The organism is Enterobacter sp. Acro-832 (assembly GCF_011752745.1).
GTDB lineage: Bacteria > Pseudomonadota > Gammaproteobacteria > Enterobacterales > Enterobacteriaceae > Enterobacter > Enterobacter quasiroggenkampii.
This window is the reverse complement of the sequence record NZ_VWWX01000006.1, coordinates 227,900-252,411: the sequence shown is the minus strand read 5'-3', so window position 1 is coordinate 252,411 and position 24,512 is coordinate 227,900. Positions and strand designations below refer to the sequence as shown.

The following is a 24,512-nucleotide window of genomic DNA, read 5'->3' as shown; positions in this document are numbered from 1 at the left end:
CATGTGTTAGGCCTGCCGCCAGCGTTCAATCTGAGCCATGATCAAACTCTTCAATTTAAGTTTGATGCTCGTGAATTAAACTTCGTAATGAATTACGCATGTTCACTCAGAGACTTGGTATTCATTTTTCGTCCGAGGACGTTAAGAATCCATGTCACTTTGAGTGCCCACACAGATTGTCTGATAAATTGTTAAAGAGCAGTGCCGCTTCGTTTTCGCTGCGGCGCGGGGTGTGCATATTACGCTTTCCCGCTTCAGAGTCAAGCATTTATTTTCGCTATTCTCTGCTGACCCGGCGGCGTGTGTGCCGTTGTTCCGTGTCAGTGGAGGCGCATTATAGGGAGTTATTCCGGCGTGACAAGAGGAAATTTAAAAAAAGTTTCTATCCGTGTTTTTTTTCACCAACAGCGGTGAAATCAAGCTACAAATTGTTCTATTTGATGTATCTGCAACCACAATCACATTCGAGGTGGCATAATTATCAGCATGAATCTTTAAGGAATAAAAGCGATGCCATTAAGCGCACAACAGCTGGCCGCCCAAAAAAACCTGTCGTATGTGCTGGCAGAAAAGCTGGCGCAGCGAATTTTAGCGGGTAAATATGCGCCGGGTAGCATCCTGCCGGGTGAAATGGAGCTGGGTGAGCAGTTTGGGGTGAGCCGTACCGCAGTTCGCGAGGCGGTGAAAACCCTGACGGCTAAAGGTATGGTGCTTCCACGCCCGCGTATTGGCACGCGCGTGATGCCACAGAGTAACTGGAATTTTCTCGATCAGGAGCTGCTCTCCTGGTGGATGACGGAAGATAACTTTCATCAGGTTGTCGATCACTTTCTGGTGATGCGCAGCAGTCTTGAACCTCAGGCATGTCTGCTTGCCGCCACGCTTGGCACGGCAGAGCAAAAAGCGCAGCTTAACGCATTGATGGAAGAGATGGTGTTCCTGAAAAAACACTTCAACCGCGAACGCTGGGTTGAAGTCGATATGTCCTGGCATGAACATATCTATATGATGAGCGCCAATCCGTTCCTCACCTCGTTTGCCTCATTATTCCATTCGGTGTATCACACCTACTTTACCTCTATTACACAAAACGACGTGGTAAAACTGGAATTGCATCAGGCGATAGTAGATGCCATTCAGGAAAGCGACGGGCAGCGAGCCCTGAGTGCGTGCCAGGCATTACTGGCTGCGCCAACCCACCAGCAGGTAAATAAATGACAAAGAAAAAAGCGCGCAGCATGGCCGGATTGCCGTGGATTGCAGCCATGGCGTTTTTTATGCAGGCACTGGATGCCACCATCCTCAACACCGCGCTTCCCGCTATTGCGCAAAGCCTTAACCGCTCCCCGCTGGCAATGCAATCCGCCATCATCAGCTACACCCTGACGGTCGCAATGTTAATTCCGGTTAGCGGCTGGCTGGCCGACCGCTTCGGCACCCGCAGAGTTTTCATGCTGGCCGTAACGCTCTTTACGCTCGGTTCGCTGGCCTGTGCGCTCTCCTCGTCCTTAACGGAGCTGGTTATCTTCCGCGTATTACAGGGCATTGGCGGTGCGATGATGATGCCCGTAGCACGCCTTGCCTTATTACGAGCCTACCCTCGAAGCGAACTGCTTCCCGTGCTTAACTTCGTCACCATGCCGGGACTGGTCGGCCCGATACTTGGCCCGGTACTCGGTGGCGTGTTTGTCACCTGGGCAAGCTGGCACTGGATCTTCCTGATTAATATTCCGATTGGCGTTGCGGGACTGCTGTATGCCCGCAAATATATGCCGAACTTCACCACGCCAAGACGCAGCTTCGACATGGGGGGCTTTTTCTTGTTTGGCCTGAGCCTGGTGCTCTTCTCCAGCGGGATGGAGCTGTTTGGTGAGAAGATCGTCGCGACATGGATTGCGCTCTCCGTTATCCTCGCCGGAATTCTGCTGTTCCTTCTTTATATACGTCACGCGCGCCGTCACCCGACGCCGTTAATCTCTCTTGGGCTCTTCAACACCCGAACCTTTTCCGTCGGGATCGCGGGAAACATTGCCTCGCGTCTGGGAACCGGCTGCGTACCTTTCCTGATGCCACTGATGCTGCAGGTCGGTTTCGGCTATCCGGCCCTGATTGCCGGCTGCATGATGGCCCCTACGGCGATGGGCTCGATTCTGGCAAAATCGACCGTGACGCAGGTGCTACGCTGGTTTGGCTATCGCAAGACGCTGGTTGGCGTGACGGTCTTTATTGGCCTGATGATTGCGCAGTTCTCGCTGCAGTCCGCCTCGCTTCCCGTCTGGATGCTGATACTGCCGCTGTTTGTGCTGGGCATGGCGATGTCGACGCAGTTCACATCAATGAACACCATCACCCTTGCGGATCTGACCGACGAGAACGCCAGTAGCGGCAACAGCGTGCTGGCAGTCACCCAGCAGCTGTCGATCAGTTTAGGGGTGGCCGTGAGCGCGGCGGTACTGCGGTTTTATGAAGGTTTCGACAGCGCGAACACCGTCGAACAGTTCCACTATACCTTTATCACCATGGGCGCACTCACCGTCGTTTCAGCGCTGGTCTTTATGCTGTTAAAACCGAAAGATGGCCGTAACCTGATAAAAGAACGCCATAAGGCGAAAGCTAAACCGAACCCCGTTCCATCAGAACAGGAGTAAGCTGCAGGCGTTGCTGCTGCAGCGTGGGCTGAGCCATTCGGTGGATCAACACATCGATGGCCAGCTCGCCCAGCTCATCTTTTGGCTGATGGATGGTGGTGAGCGGCGGCGTCATATAGCTGGCCAGCTCAATATCATCGTAGCCGATTACCGCCATATCGTCGGGAACACGCAAACCGGCCTGATATAACGCCTGATAGGCGCCAAACGCCATGGCGTCGTTGCCGATAAACACCGCCTGCGGACGCTGCGGCTGCGCCAGCAGCGTCTGCATCGCTTCAAAACCACCGTGAAACTCAAAATCACCGGTAATACGGTACCCTTCCGGCACGGAAAGGCCCGCCCGCGCCATCGCGGCGAGATACCCTTCCAGACGCAAACGCGCCGGGGTTTTGTCCAGCGGACCGGTAATACAGGCGATGCGGGTATAGCCTTTATCGATGAGATATTGGGTGGCCATATCGCCCCCCAGCAGAGAGTTATCCTGAATAAGATCGCTGGTGCCGTCGAACGGCGCCCAGTCCATCATCACCGTGGGAATGGAGGGGTAGCGCTGGATAATCTCTTTCGAGGGCTGGTGCGTTTCGGTACACAGCAGCAGTAGCCCGTCGACGCGTTTTTGCATCAGCGTTTCCAGGTTACGGTTCATGCGCTGCTCGTCCCCTTCGGTATTGCACAGCACCAGGCTGTAGCCACGCTCGAAGCAGCTGCGCTCCACGCCGCGAACCAGCTCAGAATAAAAGGGATTGGTACTGGCAGTGATCAGCATACCGATCGTACGCGTCTGGTTGAGCTTAAGGCTGCGCGCCAGCGCAGACGGCGCATAGTTGAGATCTTTTACTGCCGCTTCGACTTTTTCCCGAATCGCCTCGCTGACGAAGCGATCGTTATTAATGACGTGAGACACCGTCGAGGTAGAAACGCCCGCCAGGCGAGCGACATCTTTCATTGTGGCCAAGCGTTACCCCTGCTGACTTAAGAATTCATCGATCTCTTTACGCCACGGAACGGAAGGCTGAGCGCCCTTGCGCGTCACCGCAATCGCGGCAGCCGCATGCGCGAAGCGGATCGCATCATCCATACTCTTGCCTTCCAGCAGCGCGGTCACCAGTGCACCATTGAAGGTATCTCCCGCTGCAATGGTATCAATCGCCTTCACCTTAAAGCCCGGCACGCGACGGCCTTCACCGTTTACGCTTGCCCATACCCCACGGCTGCCCAGGGTGATGATCACCGTTCCGATGCCTTTGTCGTGCAGCGCACGCGCGGCTCGCGCGGCATCATCATCGTTTTCAACACGAATACCCGTCAGCTTTTCGGCTTCGGTTTCGTTCGGCGTGATGATGTCCACCAGCGCCAGCAGCTCGTCAGATAATACACGGGCAGGGGCCGGATTAAGTACGACAGTGGTATGATTTTCATGCGCAATGTTCGCCGCGGCCAGCACGCTTTCAACCGGTGACTCCAGCTGCATGAGCAGGGCTTCCGCTCCGGCGATGATTGCACGTTGCGCTTCTACGCGCTCCGTCGTCAACGCTGCGTTAGCGCCAGCATGAATACCGATAACATTCTCACCTTCTGCGTTGACGAAAATCAGCGCCACGCCGGTAGATTCCCCTGCAACAACGCTGACGGGTGCGATATCAATGTTGTCGCTTGCCAGCTGCTTGCGTACGCGCTCACCGGTATCGTCATCGCCCGTGCAGGCGATAAACGCAATATTCGCTCCGCTGCGCCCAGCGGCAACGGCCTGGTTTGCCCCTTTACCGCCAAAAGCGACAAGATACTGGCTACCCGTGACGGTTTCGCCCGGTGCAGGGAACGATTCAAGGTTAAGAATGTGATCGGCATTGATACTGCCAAGGACGACGAGGTTGCCTGCGGTTTTCATGGTTGGGTTGTCCATCTGAGAGCGCCACCGGTGTTACCCGGTGGCGTATGCCACACTTTTCTTTATTGGTGTCCCTCAGGCCGCCAGTGACGACCTGATTCGCCTTTTACTGCTTGATAACCAGTTTCAGGTCAACAGGGTATTTAGCCTGAACTTTTTCGCCCTTCAGCACTTTGTCGGCAGTTTCAACGCCAGTGGCGCCAATCTGCTCAGGCAGCTGAGCGATGGTCGCAGCCAGTTTGCCATCGTTTACTGCTTTTTCACCATCCGGCGTGCCGTCAAATCCGACAACCATCACATCAGATTTACCTGCAGTCTGCAGGGCACGCAGCGCGCCCAGCGCCATTTCGTCGTTCTGCGCGAAGACCGCCTGTACGTCAGGATGTGCGGTCAGCAGGTTCTGCATAACGTTCAGACCTTTAGTACGGTCGAAGTCCGCAGGCTGGCTGGCCAGTACGTTGAATTTATGCGCTGCAACCGCCTGCTGGAAGCCTTCGCCACGCTCGCGGGCGGCAGACGTACCGGCAATCCCCTGCAGTTCGATAACTTTCGCGCCTTCGCCGGCTTTCTTCGCAATGTAGTCACCCGCGATTTTGCCGCCCAGCACGTTGTCAGACGCGATATGGCTCACCACGTCGCCTTTGGTTGCCTGACGGTCCAGGGTGATCACCGGAATTTTTGCCTGGTTTGCCATCTTCACGGCGTTGCCTACGGCATCAGAATCGGTTGGGTTGATCAGCAGAATCTTGGTGCCACGAACGGTTAAGTCCTGAACGTTAGCCAGCTCTTTCGCCGGGTTGTTCTGTGAATCCAGTACCACCAGGTTGTAGCCCAGTTTATCCGCTTCTTTCTGCGCACCGTCCTTCAGGGAGACGAAGAACGGGTTGTTCAGCGTAGAGACAACCAGCGCGATGGTATCTTTCGCCATGGCGTTAGCACTTACGGTTGCGCTCAGCGCGACAGCGGAAACCAGGGTAGCCAGTTTTTTCATGTTCATATCTAAGATGTCCTGTAGTGTCGTCAGTTACTGTTTTTTGTTGTCTACCAGTACCGCCAGCAAAATCACCACTGCCTTAACGATCATCTGGTAATAGGAGGAAACACCTAACAAATTCAAACCATTATTCAGGAAACCGAGAATCAGTGCGCCGATCAATGTCCCAACAATGCGACCTTTACCGCCCGCCAGACTCGTACCGCCCAGAACCACAGCTGCAATGGCATCCAGCTCATACCCCGTACCCGCCGTCGGCTGCGCGGAAGAGAGGCGCGCCACTTCGATGATGCCCGCCAGTGACGCCAGCAGACCGCACAGGGAGTACACGATGACTTTGACTTTATTAACGCTAATCCCGGACAGGCGCGTTGCCGCTTCGTTACCGCCCAGCGCATAGATGTAACGGCCCAGACGGGTATGGTGCAGCATGTACCACGCCGCCAGGAAGACGATAGCCATGATCCAGACCGGGGTCGGGACGCCCAGCGGGCGACCGATACCGAACCAGCCAAACAGATCGGCGTTATCGGTGAAGCCGGTATTGACCGGGCTGCCGTTGGTATAAACCATGGTCACCCCGCGCAGCAGCAGCATCATCACCAGCGTCGCGATGAACGCCTGAACGCGGCCTTTTGCCACAATCACGCCGGTGACGGCGCCAATCGCCGCGCCTGCCGCCAGGGCCGCGGCCACGGCCACCAGCGCGTTAACTTCAATCCCGACAAGCGAAGCGGCGATCGCGCCGGTGAGGGCCAGCAGGGAACCGACGGACAGATCGATCCCTGAGGTCAAAATCACCAGCGTCATGCCGACCGCCATAATGGCGTTCACCGACGTCTGCTGCAGAATGTTGAACAGGTTATTTACGGTGAAGAAATTCGGGCTCATGGTCGACACAATCGCGATCAGCACCAGCAGGGCAATCAGCGATTTTTGCTCCATCAGCCACGCCTTTGTGAAATAGCGGCGACCAGAAACAGCCTGGGTAGTCATCTTCTTACTCCTGATTCACGCGATTAAGCTTGCCCACAGCGGCAGCCATCAGAACTTCCTGGGTGGCCTGCTCGCGAGTGAATTCACCGCCGAGATGCCCTTCATGCATGACGATAATGCGATCGCTCATGCCTAATACTTCTGGCATCTCGGAAGAGACCAGAATGATACTCAGACCGTCGGCCTTAAACTGGTTAATCAGCTGATAGATCTCTTTCTTCGCCCCCACGTCCACGCCGCGGGTTGGCTCGTCGAGGATCAACACTTTCGGGCGCGTCATCAGCCCGCGCGCAATCGCCACTTTCTGCTGATTCCCGCCGGACAACAGGCCAATCGCCTGCTCCATCGACGGGGTTTTGACGTTAAAGAGGCGGATAAAATCGCTCACCGCCTGTTGCTCGTCTTTATGCTTCAGGCTGCCGCCGCTGTGGCTGAAATAGCGCAGCGCAGTCAGGGACATGTTCTCTTTTACCGACATGCCCAGCACTAAGCCGTCGCGTTTGCGGTCTTCGGAGATATAGACGATGCCGTTCGCCAGACCATCCTGCGGGGAGCGGGTGACCACTTCATGGCCGTCGAGGGTGACATAACCGCTGGTGCGCGGCAGTGCGCCGTACAACACTTTCATCAGCTCGGTACGTCCCGCGCCCATCAGGCCCGCCACGCCCAGGATCTCGCCCTGGCGCAGGGTAAAGGTCACGTCGTCCACACCCGGACCGCAGAGGTTGTCCACCTTCAGGCGGATCTCACCCGGCGCTTTATCCAGATGCGGATACTGATCTTCCAGCTTACGTCCCACCATCATTTCGATGAGCGTATCTTCGGTCAGCGTGGCCACTTCGCGCTCGGCAATAAACTGCCCGTCGCGGAAAACGGTGACGTCATCGCAGATTTCAAAGATCTCTTTCATGCGGTGAGAAATATAGACAATCCCGCGCCCCTGCGATTTCAGCTCGCGGATAACGCGGAACAGGGATTCGGTTTCGGTATCGGTCAGGGCGTCAGTCGGTTCATCCATAATGATGACCTTCGACTCAAAGCTCAGCACCTTCGCGATTTCCACCATCTGCTGATCGCCGATGGAGAGATCGCCGACCAGGCGGTCGCTCTTAAAGCGCAGGTTCAGCTTCGCCAGCAGCTTGTCGGCTTCGGCATACATGGTTTTCCAGTCGATCTTGCCGAAGCGGTTCACGAATTCACGGCCGAGGAAGATGTTCTCCGCAATGGTGAGCTGCGGGATCAGGTTCAGCTCCTGGTGAATAATGCCGATACCCGCTTCCTGAGAAGATTTCGGGCCAGTGAAGGTGGTTTCTTTACCCAGCCAGAGGAGTGAACCGGCATCGCGTTGATAGATACCGGTCAGCACTTTCATCATGGTGGATTTGCCGGCGCCGTTTTCGCCCACCAGCGCCATTACGCGCCCGGGATAAACGTTCAGCGCCGCGCCGGAGAGGGCTTTTACGCCCGGGAACGACTTATCGATCCCTTTGAGTTGCAGTAATGCGTCCATGATGGCCTCAGAAGGTGACGCCAGCACAGAGAATGATATTCGCATACGGGGAACACTCCCCGCTGCGAATCACCGCCTGACTGTCTGCGGTTTGTTGTTTGAATTGTTCGTGCGTTGTGTAACGAATTTCAATGGTGTTTCCCTGGTGTTGTTGCAGCTGCTCAAGATGGCTGAGCAACGTTTCGTGGAGTTGCGGATTATGTTGTTTGATTTCCGCCGCGAGAATGGCCGCCTCAACCTGCATCTCCGCGGTCACCACGTCCAGTACCTGCATAAACGAGGGGACACCCTGCGTTAACGCCATATCGATACGGGTTGTGCTGCGCGGAACCGGTAAGCCTGCATCGCAAACCACCAGCGTATCGGTATGCCCAAGACGGGAAATAACCGATGAGATTTCTGAGTTGAGTACAGTGCCTTTCTTCATTTTCTTGCTCCACTAGCGAAACGTTTCGCTAAAAGAAGTGTAGCCTCAGAAATGTTCAGAAAACCACCATGACGTAACAGATTTGTGATCGACGTCGAAACGTTTCGCTAAGTGAAATATTGATGGGAGAAATTGCCCGCCGGCGCTTCGCTTGCACGGGCCTACGGGTTTGGTAGGCCGGGTAAGCGCAGCGCCACCCGGCATTTTCGAAAGGACTTAAATCTCGACCTGCGTACCCAGTTCTATCACGCGGTTAGGCGGGATCTCAAACTGGTCAGGCGCGCGCAGGGCGTTACGCTGCAGGATCAGGTACAGCTTGCCGCGCAGGCGCAAATACCACGGGCGCTTGCCGATGATCAGCGACTCGTGAGACATAAAGAACGACGTCTCCATCATCCGGCAGCTCAGCCCTTCCAGACCGCAGCGGTGGAACACCTCTTCCACGTTTGGCGTTTCACGCCAGCCGTAGCTCGCCACCACACGCCAGAATGTCGGAGAGAGCTGCTCGATTTGCACGCGACGCACGTTATGAACGTAAGGCGCATCTTCGGTGCGCAGCGTCAGCAGGATCACGCGCTCGTGCAGCACTTTGTTGTGCTTGAGGTTATGCATCAGCGCGAACGGGATGACGTTCAGGGCGCGAGACATATACACCGCAGTGCCCGGCACGCGGACCGGCGGAGATTTCTCCAGCGAAGCGATCATCGCCTCCAGAGAATTCCCGTGCTCATGCATGCGCCGCAGCAGGCGGAAACGCTCGCTTTTCCAGGTGGTCATGACGATGAACATCACCAGACCCAGCGTCAGTGGCAGCCAGCCGCCGGAGACAATCTTGTCGAGGTTCGCGGAGAACAGCGGCACGTCAATACACAGGAAGCCCACCAGAATCAACGCCACGAGGAATTTATTCCAGTGCCAGTTTCGGTACGCCACCGTAGTGGAGAGAAGCGATGTCAGCACCATCGTACCGGTTACTGCAATACCGTACGCCGCCGCCAGGTTACTGGAGTGCTCGAAGCTGACGATAACAATCACAACCGCGAAATAGAGCAGCCAGTTAACGAACGGGATGTAGATCTGGCCCGACTCCATCTCTGAAGTATGGATGATGCGCATCGGCGAGAGATACCCCAGACGCACGGCCTGGCGCGTCAGAGAAAACACGCCGGAAATCACCGCCTGAGAGGCAATGACGGTCGCCAGCGTCGCCAGGATCAGCATCGGCACCAGCGCCCAGTCAGGCGCCAGCAGGAAGAACGGGTTCTTTATCGCTTCCGGATTTTTGAGCAACAGCGCGCCCTGGCCAAAGTAGTTCAGCACCAGCGACGGCAGCACCACAATAAACCAGGCCACGCGGATAGGCAGTTTCCCGAAGTGACCCATGTCAGCATACAATGCTTCAACGCCGGTAATGGAGAGCACGACCGCCCCCAGCGCCACGAAGGAAACAACTTTGTATTCGAGGAAGAAATGCACGGCCCAGTAGGGGTTCAGCGCATGCAGCACTTCCGGGTTAGCAATAATGCTGCGCAAGCCAAGCGCGGCCAGGATCAGGAACCAGGCCAGCATAATTGGTGCAAACAGTTTACCCACCAGCCCGGTACCGTGCTTCTGGATCACAAACAGCAGCGTCAGCACGATTATCGCCAGCGGGACCACCCACGTATCAAGCTGCGGCGCAATGATCTCCAGCCCCTCTATCGCCGAGAGGACCGAAATCGCGGGCGTGATAACCACCTCGCCATAGAAGAAGCTGCCGCCAATCAGGCCGATAATCACCAGCACGGAGGTCATTCTGGCAGAGGTGTTGCGCCCTGCAAGGGACATCAGGGTCAGGATACCGCCTTCGCCCGCGTTATCAGCGCGCATAACGAAGGAGAGATATTTAACAGAAACCACCAGGATCAGCAGCCAGAAGATGAGGGACAGGAAGCCAAATACGGCATCGCGCTCAACACCAAAGCCAAACTGGCCGGACAGACATTCACGAAGCGTATAAAGCGGGCTGGTGCCAATATCACCGTAGACAACCCCGATCGCCGCAAGCGTTATTGCGGGTAATGATTGCTTATTATCAGTGCTCATAGACTAGTCTTTTCGTTTGAATAACAAATGTGTTCCTGGTCCCTTGGCCCACAAAAAGCGCACAGTATGCACGATTCAATGCAAAATCGTACCCCTAAATGCAACCGCATTAATGTAGCGCAAAGAAAATTGCGCCGCACTTCAGTCTATTACCAGCCCTGACTGAAACGTCTATACTCGCTTCAATTGGCCGCCACGACGGCGAAAGGATGCAAAACTATTATGGCTCACTCACATTTATTAGCAGAAAGAATTTCCCGCCTCAGCAGCGCGCTGGAAAAAGGCCTTTTCGAGCGTAGCCACGCCATTCGCCTCTGTTTGCTGGCGGCGCTGAGCGGTGAAAGCGTGTTTCTGCTAGGGCCGCCGGGCATCGCCAAAAGCCTGATTGCCCGCAGGCTTAAGTATGCTTTTCAGAACGCCCGCGCGTTTGAATACCTGATGACCCGCTTTTCCACCCCGGAAGAGGTGTTTGGCCCCCTTTCCATTCAGGCGCTGAAAGATGAAGGGCGCTACGAACGTTTGACGGCGGGGTATCTGCCTGAGGCAGAAATTGTCTTTCTTGATGAGATCTGGAAAGCGGGACCGGCCATTCTGAACACCCTGCTCACGGCGATAAACGAACGTCGGTTCCGTAACGGCGCCAGTGAAGAGAAAATCCCGATGCGCCTGCTGGTGGCAGCCTCAAACGAACTACCCGAAGCCGACAGCAGCCTGGAAGCGCTGTATGACCGTATGCTCATCCGCCTGTGGCTGGACAAAGTACAGGATAAATCCAACTTCCGCTCCATGCTGGTCAGCCAGCAGGATGAAAGTGAAAACCCGGTATCCGCTTCGCTGCAGGTGACGGATGAAGAGTATTATCAGTGGCAGCAGGATATTGGCAAAATCACATTGCCGGACGCCGTATTCGAGCTGATCTATCTGCTGCGTCAGCAGCTTGATCACCTTCCTTCTGCGCCCTATGTCTCCGATCGCCGCTGGAAAAAAGCGATCCGCCTCCTGCAGGCCAGCGCCCTGTTTAGCGGCCGCGATGCTGTTGCCCCCATCGATCTGATCCTGCTGAAAGATTGCCTCTGGCACGACGCGGAAGGCATGAATCTGATGCAGCAGCAGCTTGACGTTTTGATGACCGGACACGCCTGGGGACAGCAGGCGATGCTCAACCAGCTGGGGGCGATTGCCCAGCGGCGCATCCAGCTTCAGCAGCAGCAAAGTGATAAAACCGCGCTGAAAGTGAATCGCCTGGGGGGGATGTTCGCCCGCAAACCGCACTATGAATTACCCGCCGAACTCACCAGCCCGACGCTGACCCTGCTGCTCCAGCAGCCGCTCAAGCTGCATGATATGCAGGTGGTGCACGTGACGATTGAGCGCGAAGCGCTGGCGCAGTGGCTGGATAAGGGCGGAGAGATCCGCGGAAAGCTCAACGGCATCGGTTTCGCGCAGCCGCTGAATATGGAAGTGGACAGCAGCCAGCACCTGGTGATCCGCGACGTCAGCCTGCAGGGCTCGCGTCTCGCGCTTCCGGGAACCGCCTCTGACAGCGTCCCCGAAGAGATTAAGCAGCAGCTGGACGCGCTGGATACCGAATGGCATCAGCAGCACACCCGCTTTAGCGAGCAGCAAAAATGCCTCTTTATTCATAGCGACTGGTTAGGTCGCATTGAAGCCAGCCTGCAGGACGTCAGCGCGCAGATTAAACAGGCGCGTCAATGCTAACTCTGGATACGCTTAACGTCATGCTGGCCGTCAGCGAGGAAGGGTTGATCGAAGAAGTGGTCATAACCCTTCTGGCTTCGCCGCAGCTGGCAGCCTTCTTTGAAAAATTTCCGAAGCTCAAAAAGGCGATGACGGACGATCTTCCGCGCTGGCGCGAAAATTTGCGTCAGCGCTTCAGGGAGACCGAAGTTCCGCCTGAGTTAACGGAAGAGGTGGCCTGCTATCAGCAGTGCCAGCGGCTCTCCACGCCGCAGTTTATCGTCCAGCTTCCGCAAACCCTGACGTTGCTCGACAAGGTCCACTCCCCGTTTGCCAGCCAGGCCCGGGGGCTGGTCACGGACAACGCCACGTTCACTCCCGCACTGCACACCCTCTTTTTACAGCGCTGGCGGCTAAGCCTGGTGGTGCAGGCCACGACCCTAAACCAGCAGCTGCTGGATGAAGAGCGCGAACAGCTGCTCAGTGAAGTTCAGGAACGCATGACCTTAAGCGGCCAGCTTGAGCAGGTGCTGGTGGAAAATGAGAACGCGGCAGGGCGTCTCTGGGATATGAGCGCCGGCCAGCTCCGGCGCGGGGACTATCAGTTGATCGTCAAATACGGCGATTTTCTGACGCAGCAGCCCGAATTGATGAAGCTTGCAGAACAGCTGGGTCGCTCAAGGGAGGCGAAGTCAGTTCCAAAGAAAGACGCCCCGATGGAAACCTTCCGCACCCTGGTGCGTGAACCGGCCACCGTTCCGGAGCAGGTCGACGGGCTCCAGCAGAGCGATGATATTCTGCGTCTGCTGCCCACGGAGCTGAGCACGCTGGGGATGACCGAGCTGGAGTATGAGTTTTACCGTCGACTGGTGGAAAAACAGCTCCTCACCTACCGGCTGCACGGCGAAGCCTGGCGTGAGAAAATCAGCCAGCGGCCGGTCGTTCATCAGGATTTTGATGAACAGCCGCGCGGACCCTTCATCGTTTGCGTGGATACGTCCGGCTCGATGGGTGGGTTTAACGAGCAGTGTGCAAAAGCGTTTTGTCTGGCGCTGATGCGCGTGGCGCTCGCCGATCGCCGTCGCTGCTTCATCATGCTGTTCTCCAGCGAAGTCGTAGGCTATGAGCTGACGAACCAGCAGGGGATCGAGCAGGCAATCCGCTTCCTGAGCCAGCGTTTTCGCGGCGGCACCGATCTGGCCAGCTGTTTTCGCAGCATCGTTGAGCGGATGCAGGGCGGCGACTGGTACGACGCTGACGCGGTGGTGATTTCCGATTTTATCGCCCAGCGGCTGCCGGATGACGTGATAACTAAAGTGAAGGAATTACAGCGTGTGCATCAGCACCGTTTTCATGCAGTGGCGATGTCCGCCCATGGAAAACCCGGCATCATGCGCATCTTCGATCATATCTGGCGCTTTGATACCGGGTTGCGTAGCCGCCTGCTCAGACGCTGGCAGCGTTAATTACAGAAGAGAGCCGACGCTTTCGCGAACCTGCTGCGGCCAGACGCCACACTGCACCTGACCAATATGGGGCAGCTGAAGCAGCAGCATGGTCAGACGGGACTGGCCGATACCGCCGCCAATCGTCTGCGGCATCTCCCCACGCAGCAGCGCCTGGTGCCACTCCAGTTTGAGACGATCTTCATCACCAGTCACCGCCAGCTGGCGCTTCAGCGCGTCAGCATCCACGCGGATCCCCATAGAAGAAAGCTCGAATGCGTCTTCCAGTACCGGGTTCCAGACCAGAATATCGCCGTTCAGACCGGCAAATTCACCCTCACCGGTAGTGCTCCAGTCATCATAATCCGGCGCACGAACGTCATGGCGCTTACCGTCAGACAGCTTGCCGCCGATCCCAATCAGGAACACCGCACCCAGCTCTTTAGCAATTGCGCGCTCGCGGCCTTTGGCATCCAGATCCGGGAAACGGGTCAGCAATTCCTGGCTGTGCACAAAGTGGATCGATTCCGGCAGGAACGGTGCCAGACCAAACGCTTTGCTTACGGCCGCTTCGGTTGCTTTGATCCCGGCGTAGATCGCCTCAACGGTGGATTTCAGCGTGCCGACGTGACGCTCGCCATCACCCATCACGCGCTCCCAGTCCCACTGGTCAACGTAAACGGAATGAATCGGAGAAAGGCGGTCTTCATCGGGGCGAAGGGCTTTCATGTGCGTGTAGAGCCCTTCACCCGCGCTGAAGTCGTGTTGTCCCAGGGTCTGACGCTTCCATTTCGCCAGTGAATGAACCACTTCGAACTGAGCGTCTGGCAGTGTTTTCACTTTCACCTGTACCGCTTTTTCGCATCCAGAGAGGTTATCCTGCGTCCCGTCACCCACGCGGCTGAGGATCGGCGCCTGGACTTCAATCAGCCCAAGCTTCTCTTCCAGCTGGCGGGAAAAATGGGATTTTACGAAACTGATCTGGCGTTGTTTTGCGATGTAAGCGGTTTTCATTATTTATACTCCTGCGTCCTGTTGATATTGATTAAGCAACAGAAATGGCACCTTATTCAATAACCCATCAACAAAAAGCCGCCTTCACTTTTGATTCGATAAAATAAGGCGCTAGAATAGAGTGATTCATTAATCTTCATAAGAAAAAGCTATGGAAAATTATCAGATCGACAATCTCGACCGCGGCATTCTGGAGGCGTTAATGGCCAATGCCCGTACCGCCTACGCCGAACTGGCGAAACAGTTTGGCGTCAGCCCGGGAACCATTCACGTTCGCGTAGAGAAGATGAAGCAGGCAGGGATCATTACCGGTGCTCGCATTGACGTCAGCCCGAAGCAGCTGGGTTACGACGTCTGCTGCTTCATCGGCATCATTCTTAAAAGCGCCAAAGACTACCCTTCCGCCCTGGCGAAACTGAACGCGCTGGATGAAGTCACCGAGGCGTACTACACCACCGGGCACTACAGCATCTTTATTAAAGTCATGTGCCGATCCATCGACGCGCTCCAGCAGGTACTTATCAACAAGATCCAAACAATCGATGAAATTCAGTCCACCGAGACCCTGATCTCCCTGCAAAACCCGATCATGCGTACCATCCGCCCGTGATCGGGCAAATCCATTCCCACATTTTCCACAGGTAGATCCCAGCTCGTTCACAGCGTACAATGGCCGTCTCTTTATCTGGGCGAGCGATCAATGGCGGACATTACCCTTATCAGCGGCAGCACCCTGGGTGGTGCAGAATACGTAGCGGAACATCTGGCTGAAAAGCTGGAAGAGGCGGGCTTTTCTACGGAAACCCTGCACGGCCCGTTGCTGGAAGATCTCCCGACTGACGGGGTCTGGCTGCTGATCACCTCCACGCACGGCGCGGGCGATCTGCCGGATAACCTGCAACCTTTATATGACGAACTGCTGGAACAGCAGCCCGATCTGTCAAACGTCCGTTTTGGCGCAGTAGGGATCGGCAGTCGTGAATATGACACTTTTTGCGGGGCAATAGAGAAAGTCGAAGCCGCTGTGACCTCCTGCGGAGCAAAACAGCTGGGTGAAACACTCAAGATCAACATCCTCGATCATGACATTCCGGAGGATCCAGCCGAGATCTGGCTCGCGGAATGGAAAAATTTACTCAAAAACGATTAAAGATCGTGCGAACAGATGTGGATAACTCTGGTTAAAAGCTCGTATTAACCCGTAGTTATCCAAAGAACAACCGTAGCGTCGTTTTTGGCCTGTGTATAAAGTCGCGATCTGATCCCAGCTTATACGGTCCAGGATCACCGATCATTCACAGCAAACGATCCTTTCTAACTGCATGATCTTCTTTATGAGATCGGACTTATCCACACGGGTTCGCGATCCTAATAAGAGATCACAATAGAACAGATCTCTAAATAAAAAGATCTTCTTTTTAATAGCCCAGGATCCCAATGCTTTCTCGAAAGACTAAAGTTGAGTAGAATCCACGGCCCGGGCTTCAATCCATTTTCATACCGCTTTACGCGAGGCAGACCACCATGTTTTATCAGGATCCTTTTGACGTCATCATCATTGGCGGGGGTCACGCAGGCACTGAGGCCGCAATGGCCGCAGCGCGAATGGGTCAGCAGACCCTGCTTTTGACACACAATATCGACACGCTGGGACAAATGTCCTGTAATCCGGCGATTGGCGGCATTGGGAAAGGACACCTGGTAAAAGAAGTGGATGCACTTGGCGGCCTGATGGCGAAAGCGATCGATCATGCCGGCATCCAGTTTAGAATACTAAACGCGAGCAAAGGGCCTGCTGTTCGAGCGACCCGTGCACAGGCAGACCGCGTACTTTATCGTCAGGCGGTGCGTACCGCGCTGGAGAACCAGCCGAACCTGATGATCTTCCAGCAGGCGGTTGAAGATCTTATCGTTGAGAACGATCGCGTCGTAGGCGCGGTGACCCAGATGGGCCTCAAATTCCGCGCCAAAGCCGTGGTATTGACCGTGGGGACATTCCTGGACGGTAAAATTCATATCGGCCTGGATAACTACAGCGGTGGCCGTGCTGGCGATCCGCCGTCTATTCCCTTGTCTCGCCGTCTGCGCGAACTGCCGCTACGCGTTAGCCGCCTGAAAACCGGTACGCCGCCGCGTATTGATGCGCGTACCATTGATTTCAGCGTGCTGGCGCAACAGCACGGTGATAACCCAATGCCGGTCTTCTCGTTCATGGGCAATGCGGCACAGCATCCGCAGCAGGTGCCATGCTATATCACGCATACCAACGAGAAAACCCACGACGTGATCCGCAATAACCTCGATCGCAGCCCGATGTACGCCGGCGTGATCGAAGGGATCGGTCCGCGCTACTGCCCGTCGATCGAAGACAAAGTGATGCGCTTCGCCGATCGCAACCAGCACCAGATCTTCCTGGAGCCGGAAGGGCTGACCTCAAACGAAATTTACCCGAACGGCATCTCCACCAGCCTGCCGTTCGACGTGCAGATGCAAATTGTTCGCTCAATGCAGGGTATGGAGAACGCAAAAATCGTTCGCCCTGGCTACGCTATTGAGTACGATTTCTTCGATCCGCGTGACCTGAAGCCGACCCTGGAGAGCAAATTCATCCACGGTCTGTTCTTCGCGGGTCAGATTAACGGCACCACCGGCTACGAAGAAGCGGCTGCACAGGGCCTGCTTGCTGGCCTGAACGCTGCGCGCTTCTCTGCCGAGAAAGAAGGCTGGGCACCCGGCCGTTCTCAGGCGTACCTGGGCGTGCTGGTTGACGATCTCTGCACGCTGGGTACCAAAGAACCGTACCGTATGTTTACCTCTCGCGCAGAATATCGCCTGATGCTGCGTGAAGATAACGCCGACCTTCGTCTGACCGAAATGGGCCGCGAGCTCGGTCTGGTCGATGACGAACGCTGGGCGCGCTTCAACGAGAAGCTGGAGCGCATTGAACAGGAACGTCAGCGTCTGAAAACCACCTGGGTGAATCCGCAGGCGGAAACCGCTGCTGAAGTAAACGCTCACTTAACCGCGCCGCTGTCGCGCGAGGCCAGCGGTGAAGATTTGCTGCGCCGTCCTGAAGTCACCTACGAGAACCTGGTCAAACTGACCGCGTTCGCGCCGGGCCTGGAAGATGCTGAAGCGGCGGAGCAGGTTGAGATCCAGGTGAAGTACGAAGGTTACATCGCGCGTCAGCAGGATGAGATCGAAAAACAGCAGCGTAACGAAAACACGCTGCTGCCGGAAATGCTGGACTACCGCCAGGTGACGGGCCTTTCCAACGAAGTGATCGCTAAGCTGAACGATCACAAACCGGTATCGATCGGCCAGGCGTCCCGCATCTCGGGCGTGACTCCAGCGGCGATTTCGATCCTGCTGGTGTGGCTGAAAAAGCAGGGCATGCTGCGCCGTAGCGCGTAATGCCTTGAAATTGCCCGGTGGCGCTGCGCTTACCGGGCCTACTGAACTCCGTAGGGCGGGTAAGCGAAGCGCCACCCGCCACTTAAGTCTCTCAACAGGTATTCACCGTGCTCAACAAACTCTCTCGTCTGCTGGATCAGGCAGGTATTTCGCTCACCGATCACCAGAAAAATCAGTTGGTGGCCTATGTCGATATGCTGAACAAATGGAACAAAGCGTACAACCTGACGTCTGTTCGCGACCCCAACGAGATGCTCGTTCGCCACATTCTCGACAGCATCGTGGTTGCCCCCTGGCTGAAAGGTGAACGCTTTATCGACGTGGGGACGGGCCCTGGTCTGCCGGGTATTCCGCTGTCGATTGTTCGCCCTGAAAGCCATTTCACGCTGCTGGACAGCCTCGGCAAACGCGTGCGCTTTTTACGTCAGGTACAGCATGAGCTGAAGCTTGAGAACATCACGCCCGTGCAGAGCAGGGTAGAGGAGTTCCCGGCAGAGCCGCCGTTTGACGGGGTTATCAGCCGCGCATTTGCGTCGCTCAACGATATGGTGAGCTGGTGCAAACACTTACCTGCGGAGAATGGCCGCTTTTATGCGCTGAAAGGGCAGTTGCCAGGCGATGAGATTGAGCAGCTTCCGGACGGTTTTGCTGTCGAGTCTATTGAGAAATTAGAGATTCCTCAGCTCGAAGGTGAACGTCACCTGGTGATAATTAAGCCAAACAATTTTTAAAAAATTAATAAAAAATGTGGAATTCGTGCTGTTCTTATCATGTTAAAAAACAGCACAACTAGCGGGGATTTATCGGGGAGCTTTTAACCTCTGCTTCACTAAGGTTTTTCTTCCGGTTAACGAAGTAACTATTATTCACCGAGAAGATAGTCATCTGTGAAAATATAAGTCTGCTAAAAGTGGAAGGCAGTAACCAGAACGCAATGTTAATTATTTATTAAGAATGTCAATAAAAGGTTTTTATTGTGTACTGGGCTGTTTTGAAAATAGTTACGACGTTTTGCGTTTAATTTCATAAAGATAAATTTCCGCGATTTGCGCCTTTGATAAATACAACCTTATTGCAAATGTGTGTTTTGTGATCTCGTGCACGCTTTATCGTCAACGTTTTCGCGCTGTTTGCAGTTTTGGTCGAAGGTTGACGCTTTCAGCGAAAGTTAAAAAATAGCGGTGGGGAAAAATATTTAAACATTTATTCACCTTTTCGCTACTTAATGTTTGAAATCACGGGTGCGCACCGTATAATTTGACCGCTTTTTGATGCTTGACTCTGAGCCTTAAAGGACGTTTTATACGACACGCGGCATACCTCGAAGGGAGCAGGAGTAAAAACGTGATGTCTGTGTCGCTCTTGAGTAGAAACGTTGCTCGTAAGCTTCTGTTCATTCAGTTTCTGGCTGTGATAGCAAGTGGACTGCTGTTTAGCCTCAAAGACCCCTTCTGGGGCATCTCCGCCGTGTGCGGGGGTTTGGCGGTTGTGCTGCCAAACGTGTTGTTTATGATTTTTGCCTGGCGTCATCAGGCGCATACACCTGCCAAAGGCCGCGTGGCCTGGTCCTTCGCCCTCGGCGAAGTGTGTAAGGTGTTGCTGACCTTTGCTCTACTGGTGATGGCGCTGGCGGTTTTGAAAGTGGTCTTCATGCCGCTGATAGCAACGTGGGTTTTGGTGCTGGTGGTACAAGTTCTGGCTCCAGCTGTAATCAATAACAAAGGGTAAAAGGCATCATGGCTTCAGAAAATATGACGCCGCAGGATTACATAGGTCACCATCTGAATAACCTTCAGCTGGACCTGCGTACATTCTCGCTGGTGGATCCACATAACCCCCCGGCCACCTTCTGGACGATCAACATCGACTCCATGTTCTTCTCGGTGGTTTTGGGTCTTCTGTTCCTGGCCATGTTCCGCGGTGTTGCTAAACGAGCGACCAGCGGTGTACCAGGGAAATTCCAGACCTTCATCGAAATGATCATCGACTTCGTCCATGGCAGCGTCAAAGACATGTACCATGGCAAGAGCAAGCTGATTGCTCCGCTGGCGCTGACCGTGTTCGTTTGGGTCTTCCTGATGAACCTGATGGACCTGCTGCCAATCGATCTGCTGCCGTTCATCGGCGAGCACATCTTCGGCCTGCCTGCACTGCGTGTGGTACCGTCTGCGGACGTGAACATCACCCTGTCGATGGCGCTGGGCGTGTTTATCCTGATTCTTTTCTACAGCATCAAAATGAAAGGCGTAAGCGGCTTTGTGAAAGAGCTTACCTTGCAGCCGTTCAACCACTGGGCGTTTATTCCGGTCAACCTGATCCTGGAAGGCGTTAGCCTGCTGTCCAAACCTGTTTCACTGGGTCTGCGACTGTTCGGCAACATGTATGCGGGTGAGCTGATTTTCATTCTGATCGCGGGTCTTCTGCCGTGGTGGTCACAGTGGGTTCTGAATGTGCCGTGGGCCATTTTCCACATCCTGATCATTACGCTGCAAGCCTTTATCTTCATGGTTCTGACGATCGTCTATCTGTCGATGGCGTCTGAAGAGCACTGATTTTTTACCAACACTACTACGTTTTAATTGAAACAAACTGGAGACTGTCATGGAAAACCTGAATATGGATCTGCTGTACATGGCTGCCGCTGTGATGATGGGTCTGGCGGCTATCGGTGCTGCGATCGGTATCGGCATCCTCGGGGGCAAATTCCTGGAAGGCGCTGCGCGTCAACCTGATCTGATTCCTCTGCTGCGTACTCAGTTCTTTATCGTTATGGGTCTGGTGGATGCTATCCCAATGATCGCTGTAGGTCTGGGTCTGTACGTGATGTTTGCTGTCGCGTAGTAGTAGTTTTAAAACCCTAAGCCACAGATATTAAAGAGGTATTGTGCTGTGAACATGAACGCAACAATCCTCGGCCAGGCCATCGCGTTTATTCTCTTTGTCTGGTTCTGCATGAAGTATGTATGGCCGCCTTTAATGGCTGCCATCGAAAAACGTCAGAAAGAAATTGCTGACGGTCTGGCTTCTGCAGAACGCGCTAAGAAAGATTTGGACCTTGCACAGGCCAACGCGACAGACCAGCTGAAAAAAGCGAAAGCGGAAGCTCAGGTTATCATCGAACAGGCTAACAAACGCCGTTCACAGATCCTGGACGAAGCCAAAGCTGAAGCAGAACAGGAACGTACTAAGATCGTGACACAGGCTCAGGCTGAAATTGAAGCTGAGCGTAAACGTGCTCGTGAAGAACTGCGTAAGCAGGTTGCGATTCTGGCTGTTGCTGGCGCCGAGAAGATCATCGAACGTTCCGTGGATGAAGCTGCTAACAGCGACATCGTGGACAAACTTGTCGCTGAACTGTAAGGAGGGAGGGGCTGATGTCTGAATTTGTTACGGTAGCTCGCCCCTACGCCAAAGCAGCTTTTGACTTTGCTATCGAACACCAAAATGTCGATCGCTGGCAGAATATGCTGGCGTTTGCCGCTGAGGTGACGAAAAACGAACAAATGGCCGAGTTGCTTTCCGGTGCGTTAGCACCTGAAACCCTCGCCGCGTCGTTTATCGCCGTGTGCGGAGAGCAACTGGATGCCAACGGCCAGAACCTGATTAAGGTGATGGCAGAGAATGGTCGTCTCCGTGTGCTCCCGGATGTTCTCGAGCAGTTTGAGCACTTACGTGCCCTTAGTGAAGCTACCGCTGAAGTCGAAGTGACTTCTGCGACTGAACTGAGTGACGAACAGCTTGCGAAAATTACCGCCGCGATGGAAAAACGTCTGTCACGCAAAGTTAAGCTGAATTGCAAAATCGATAAGTCTGTAATGGCAGGCGTAATCATCCGCTCGGGTGATATGGTCATTGATGGCAGCGTACGCGGCCGTCTTGAGCGCCTTGCAGACGTCTTGCAGTCTTAAGGGGACTGGAGCATGCAACTGAATTCCACCGAAATCAGCGAACTGATCAAGCAGCGCATTGCTCAGTTCAATGTTGTGAGTGAAGCTCACAACGAAGGTACTATTGTTTCTGTAAGTGACGGTGTTATCCGCATCCACGGCCTGGCCGATTGTATGCAGGGTGAGATGATTTCCCTGCCGGGTAACCGTTACGCTATCGCACTGAACCTGGAGCGCGACTCCGTTGGTGCAGTTGTGATGGGTCCATACGCTGACCTCGCCGAAGGCATGAAGGTTAAGTGTACTGGCCGTATTCTGGAAGTGCCGGTTGGCCGTGGCCTGCTGGGTCGCGTTGTTAACACCCTGGGTGCGCCAATCGACGGTAAAGGTCCGGTTGAGCACGATGGCTTCTCCCCAATCGAAGTTATCGCACCGGGCGTTATCGACCGTCAGTCCGTAGATCAGCCTGTTCAGACAGGTTATAAGTCCGTTGATGCCATGATCCCAATCGGTCGTGGTCAGCGTGAACTGATCATCGGTGACCGTCAGACCGGTAAAACCGCGATGGCTATCGACGCCATCATCAACCAGCGTGACTCCGGCATCAAATGTGTGTACGTGGCCATCGGCCAGAAAGCGTCCACCATTTCCAACGTGGTTCGTAAACTGGAAGAGCACGGCGCACTGTCTAACACCATCGTTGTGGTGGCGACCGCGTCTGAATCTGCTGCACTGCAATACCTGGCGCCATACGCCGGTTGCGCAATGGGCGAATACTTCCGTGACCGCGGTGAAGATGCGCTGATCGTATACGATGACCTGTCTAAACAGGCTGTTGCTTATCGTCAGGTTTCCCTGCTGCTCCGTCGTCCACCTGGACGTGAAGCGTTCCCTGGCGACGTATTCTACCTCCACTCTCGTCTGCTGGAGCGTGCTTCCCGCGTTAACGCGGAATACGTCGAGAACTTCACTAAAGGTGAAGTGAAGGGTAAAACGGGCTCTCTGACCGCTCTGCCGATCATTGAAACCCAGGCGGGTGACGTTTCTGCGTTCGTTCCGACCAACGTAATCTCCATTACCGATGGTCAGATCTTCCTGGAAACCAACCTGTTTAACTCCGGTATTCGTCCGGCAGTTAACCCGGGTATCTCCGTATCCCGTGTTGGTGGTGCTGCTCAGACCAAGATCATCAAGAAACTGTCCGGTGGTATCCGTACCGCGCTGGCACAGTATCGTGAACTGGCTGCGTTCTCTCAGTTCGCATCCGATCTGGACGAAGCAACCCGTAAACAGCTGAGCCACGGTCAGAAAGTGACCGAGCTGCTGAAGCAGAAACAGTACGCACCAATGTCTGTTGCTCAGCAGGGCCTGGTTCTGTTCGCGGCTGAACGCGGTTACCTCGAAGATGTGGAACTGGCGAAAATCGGTAGCTTCGAAGCCGCTCTGCTGGCTTACGTCGACCGTGATCACGCTCCGCTGATGCAAGAGATCAACCAGACCGGTGGCTATAACGACGAAATCGAAGGCAAGCTGAAAGCTATCCTCGATTCCTTCAAAGCAACCCAATCCTGGTAATCGTCCGGCGGCTTGTCTCAGGACAAGCCGCCTGGCATTGAGGAGAAGCTCATGGCCGGCGCAAAAGAGATACGTAGTAAGATCGCAAGCGTCCAGAACACGCAAAAGATCACTAAAGCGATGGAGATGGTCGCCGCTTCCAAAATGCGTAAATCGCAGGATCGCATGGCGGCCAGCCGTCCTTATGCAGAAACCATGCGCAAAGTGATTGGTCACCTTGCAAACGGTAATCTGGAATATAAGCACCCTTACCTGGAAGAACGCGACGTTAAGCGCGTGGGCTACCTGGTGGTGTCGACCGACCGTGGTCTGTGTGGCGGCTTGAACATTAACCTGTTCAAAAAACTGCTGGCGGATATGAAAGCATGGTCTGAAAAAGGCGTTCAGTGCGATATCGCAATGATCGGCTCTAAAGGCGTCTCTTTCTTTAATTCCGTTGGTGGTAACATTGTCGCTCAGGTGACCGGTATGGGTGATAACCCGTCCCTGTCCGAACTGATCGGCCCGGTTAAAGTGATGTTGCAGGCTTATGATGAAGGCCGTCTGGACAGACTGTACGTTGTCAGCAACAAATTCATTAACACCATGTCTCAGGTTCCAACGCTCACTCAGATGCTGCCGTTACCGGCATCAGAAGATGGCGAGCTGAAGCAAAAAACCTGGGATTACCTGTATGAACCCGATCCGAAACCGCTGCTGGATACCCTGCTGCGTCGTTACGTTGAATCTCAGGTTTATCAGGGCGTTGTAGAAAACCTGGCCAGCGAGCAGGCCGCACGAATGGTGGCGATGAAAGCCGCGACCGATAATGGCGGCAGCCTGATTAAAGAGCTGCAGTTGGTTTACAACAAAGCTCGTCAGGCCAGCATTACTCAGGAACTCACCGAGATCGTCTCGGGGGCCGCCGCGGTTTAACCAGGTTTACGAA

General features: G+C 54.7%; 23 protein-coding genes. 15 read left to right on the top strand and 8 right to left on the bottom strand.

Annotated elements, in window-relative coordinates:
• The first annotated feature begins 510 nt into the window (after positions 1 to 510).
• Entirely contained in the window at positions 511 to 1,218 is a 708-nt protein-coding gene (locus F3J31_RS19665) for a FadR/GntR family transcriptional regulator (RefSeq protein WP_167214837.1), read from the top strand.
• Positions 1,215 to 2,648 carry a multidrug transporter subunit MdtD gene (gene mdtD / locus F3J31_RS19660; protein WP_167214834.1) on the top strand — a complete coding sequence of 478 codons (1,434 nt, stop codon included), beginning with the start codon at positions 1,215 to 1,217 and terminating at the stop codon, positions 2,646 to 2,648. Before F3J31_RS19665 ends, mdtD begins: the two co-directional genes overlap by 4 nt.
• Here the strand turns inward: mdtD and rbsR are convergent.
• From rbsR to kup, 7 genes are all read right to left on the bottom strand, one after another.
• Positions 2,614 to 3,606 (bottom strand): ribose operon transcriptional repressor RbsR, encoded by a 993-nt coding sequence (gene rbsR, locus F3J31_RS19655; protein ID WP_074180468.1) that lies wholly within the window; start codon positions 3,604 to 3,606, stop codon positions 2,614 to 2,616. The genes mdtD and rbsR overlap by 35 nt on opposite strands.
• 3 nt (positions 3,607 to 3,609) lie before the next feature.
• A complete protein-coding gene (gene rbsK / locus F3J31_RS19650; protein WP_167214851.1) occupies positions 3,610 to 4,539 on the bottom strand; it encodes a ribokinase in 930 nt (309 codons plus the stop codon).
• A gap of 106 nt (positions 4,540 to 4,645) precedes the next feature.
• The gene (rbsB, locus tag F3J31_RS19645) at positions 4,646 to 5,536 is read right to left on the bottom strand and encodes a ribose ABC transporter substrate-binding protein RbsB (protein WP_008503498.1); all 891 of its coding nucleotides are present in this window, start codon (positions 5,534 to 5,536) and stop codon (positions 4,646 to 4,648) included.
• 27 nt (positions 5,537 to 5,563) lie between these two features.
• Positions 5,564 to 6,529 carry a ribose ABC transporter permease gene (rbsC, locus tag F3J31_RS19640; RefSeq protein WP_021242657.1) on the bottom strand — a complete coding sequence of 322 codons (966 nt, stop codon included), beginning with the start codon at positions 6,527 to 6,529 and terminating at the stop codon, positions 5,564 to 5,566.
• 4 nt (positions 6,530 to 6,533) lie between these two features.
• Positions 6,534 to 8,039, bottom strand: a complete 1,506-nt coding sequence (rbsA, locus tag F3J31_RS19635) for a ribose ABC transporter ATP-binding protein RbsA (protein WP_167214848.1) — start codon at positions 8,037 to 8,039, stop codon at positions 6,534 to 6,536.
• Between the two features lie 7 nt (positions 8,040 to 8,046).
• Complete coding sequence (rbsD, locus tag F3J31_RS19630; RefSeq protein ID WP_008503495.1) at positions 8,047 to 8,466, bottom strand: D-ribose pyranase; 420 nt, start codon at positions 8,464 to 8,466, stop codon at positions 8,047 to 8,049.
• Between the two features lie 216 nt (positions 8,467 to 8,682).
• A complete protein-coding gene (gene kup, locus F3J31_RS19625) occupies positions 8,683 to 10,551 on the bottom strand; it encodes a low affinity potassium transporter Kup (RefSeq protein WP_167214832.1) in 1,869 nt (622 codons plus the stop codon).
• 222 nt (positions 10,552 to 10,773) lie between these two features.
• On the opposite strand from kup, the gene ravA reads away from it, so the two are divergent.
• Positions 10,774 to 12,270 carry an ATPase RavA gene (gene ravA, locus F3J31_RS19620; protein ID WP_167214829.1) on the top strand — a complete coding sequence of 499 codons (1,497 nt, stop codon included), beginning with the start codon at positions 10,774 to 10,776 and terminating at the stop codon, positions 12,268 to 12,270.
• Positions 12,264 to 13,715, top strand: a complete 1,452-nt coding sequence (gene viaA, locus F3J31_RS19615) for an ATPase RavA stimulator ViaA (protein WP_167214826.1) — start codon at positions 12,264 to 12,266, stop codon at positions 13,713 to 13,715. The genes ravA and viaA overlap by 7 nt, the downstream gene beginning before the upstream one ends.
• On the opposite strand, the gene asnA is transcribed toward viaA, so the two are convergent.
• On the bottom strand, positions 13,716 to 14,708 hold the full coding sequence (gene asnA / locus F3J31_RS19610) for an aspartate--ammonia ligase (protein ID WP_045909354.1): 993 nt from the start codon (positions 14,706 to 14,708) through the stop codon (positions 13,716 to 13,718). It abuts the gene before it with no gap.
• A 151-nt stretch (positions 14,709 to 14,859) separates the two neighbouring features.
• Between asnA and asnC the strand changes: the two genes are divergently transcribed.
• The 11 genes from asnC to atpG all read left to right on the top strand — a co-directional run bounded on the left by asnC (position 14,860) and on the right by atpG (position 24,499).
• Positions 14,860 to 15,318 (top strand): transcriptional regulator AsnC, encoded by a 459-nt coding sequence (gene asnC, locus F3J31_RS19605; RefSeq protein WP_008500198.1) that lies wholly within the window; start codon positions 14,860 to 14,862, stop codon positions 15,316 to 15,318.
• A 90-nt stretch (positions 15,319 to 15,408) separates the two neighbouring features.
• Entirely contained in the window at positions 15,409 to 15,858 is a 450-nt protein-coding gene (gene mioC / locus F3J31_RS19600; protein ID WP_008500197.1) for an FMN-binding protein MioC, read from the top strand.
• 374 nt (positions 15,859 to 16,232) lie between these two features.
• Positions 16,233 to 18,122 carry a tRNA uridine-5-carboxymethylaminomethyl(34) synthesis enzyme MnmG gene (mnmG, locus tag F3J31_RS19595; RefSeq protein ID WP_014072433.1) on the top strand — a complete coding sequence of 630 codons (1,890 nt, stop codon included), beginning with the start codon at positions 16,233 to 16,235 and terminating at the stop codon, positions 18,120 to 18,122.
• Positions 18,123 to 18,229: 107 nt separating this feature from the next.
• Positions 18,230 to 18,853: a 16S rRNA (guanine(527)-N(7))-methyltransferase RsmG gene (gene rsmG / locus F3J31_RS19590; RefSeq protein ID WP_045909355.1), complete on the top strand. Its 624-nt coding sequence runs from the start codon at positions 18,230 to 18,232 to the stop codon at positions 18,851 to 18,853.
• 616 nt (positions 18,854 to 19,469) lie between these two features.
• Positions 19,470 to 19,850 carry a F0F1 ATP synthase subunit I gene (atpI, locus tag F3J31_RS19585; RefSeq protein ID WP_008500194.1) on the top strand — a complete coding sequence of 127 codons (381 nt, stop codon included), beginning with the start codon at positions 19,470 to 19,472 and terminating at the stop codon, positions 19,848 to 19,850.
• A gap of 8 nt (positions 19,851 to 19,858) precedes the next feature.
• Positions 19,859 to 20,674, top strand: coding sequence for a F0F1 ATP synthase subunit A (atpB, locus tag F3J31_RS19580; RefSeq protein WP_167214823.1), 816 nt, complete (start codon positions 19,859 to 19,861; stop codon positions 20,672 to 20,674).
• Positions 20,675 to 20,723: 49 nt separating this feature from the next.
• A complete protein-coding gene (gene atpE, locus F3J31_RS19575; RefSeq protein WP_000429386.1) occupies positions 20,724 to 20,963 on the top strand; it encodes a F0F1 ATP synthase subunit C in 240 nt (79 codons plus the stop codon).
• Positions 20,964 to 21,011: 48 nt separating this feature from the next.
• A complete protein-coding gene (gene atpF, locus F3J31_RS19570; protein WP_003862370.1) occupies positions 21,012 to 21,482 on the top strand; it encodes a F0F1 ATP synthase subunit B in 471 nt (156 codons plus the stop codon).
• Between the two features lie 14 nt (positions 21,483 to 21,496).
• On the top strand, positions 21,497 to 22,030 hold the full coding sequence (gene atpH, locus F3J31_RS19565; RefSeq protein WP_008500192.1) for a F0F1 ATP synthase subunit delta: 534 nt from the start codon (positions 21,497 to 21,499) through the stop codon (positions 22,028 to 22,030).
• 12 nt (positions 22,031 to 22,042) lie between these two features.
• Entirely contained in the window at positions 22,043 to 23,584 is a 1,542-nt protein-coding gene (atpA, locus tag F3J31_RS19560) for a F0F1 ATP synthase subunit alpha (RefSeq protein ID WP_003862367.1), read from the top strand.
• A gap of 51 nt (positions 23,585 to 23,635) precedes the next feature.
• A complete protein-coding gene (gene atpG, locus F3J31_RS19555) occupies positions 23,636 to 24,499 on the top strand; it encodes a F0F1 ATP synthase subunit gamma (protein ID WP_024907886.1) in 864 nt (287 codons plus the stop codon).
• Positions 24,500 to 24,512: the final 13 nt, after the last annotated feature.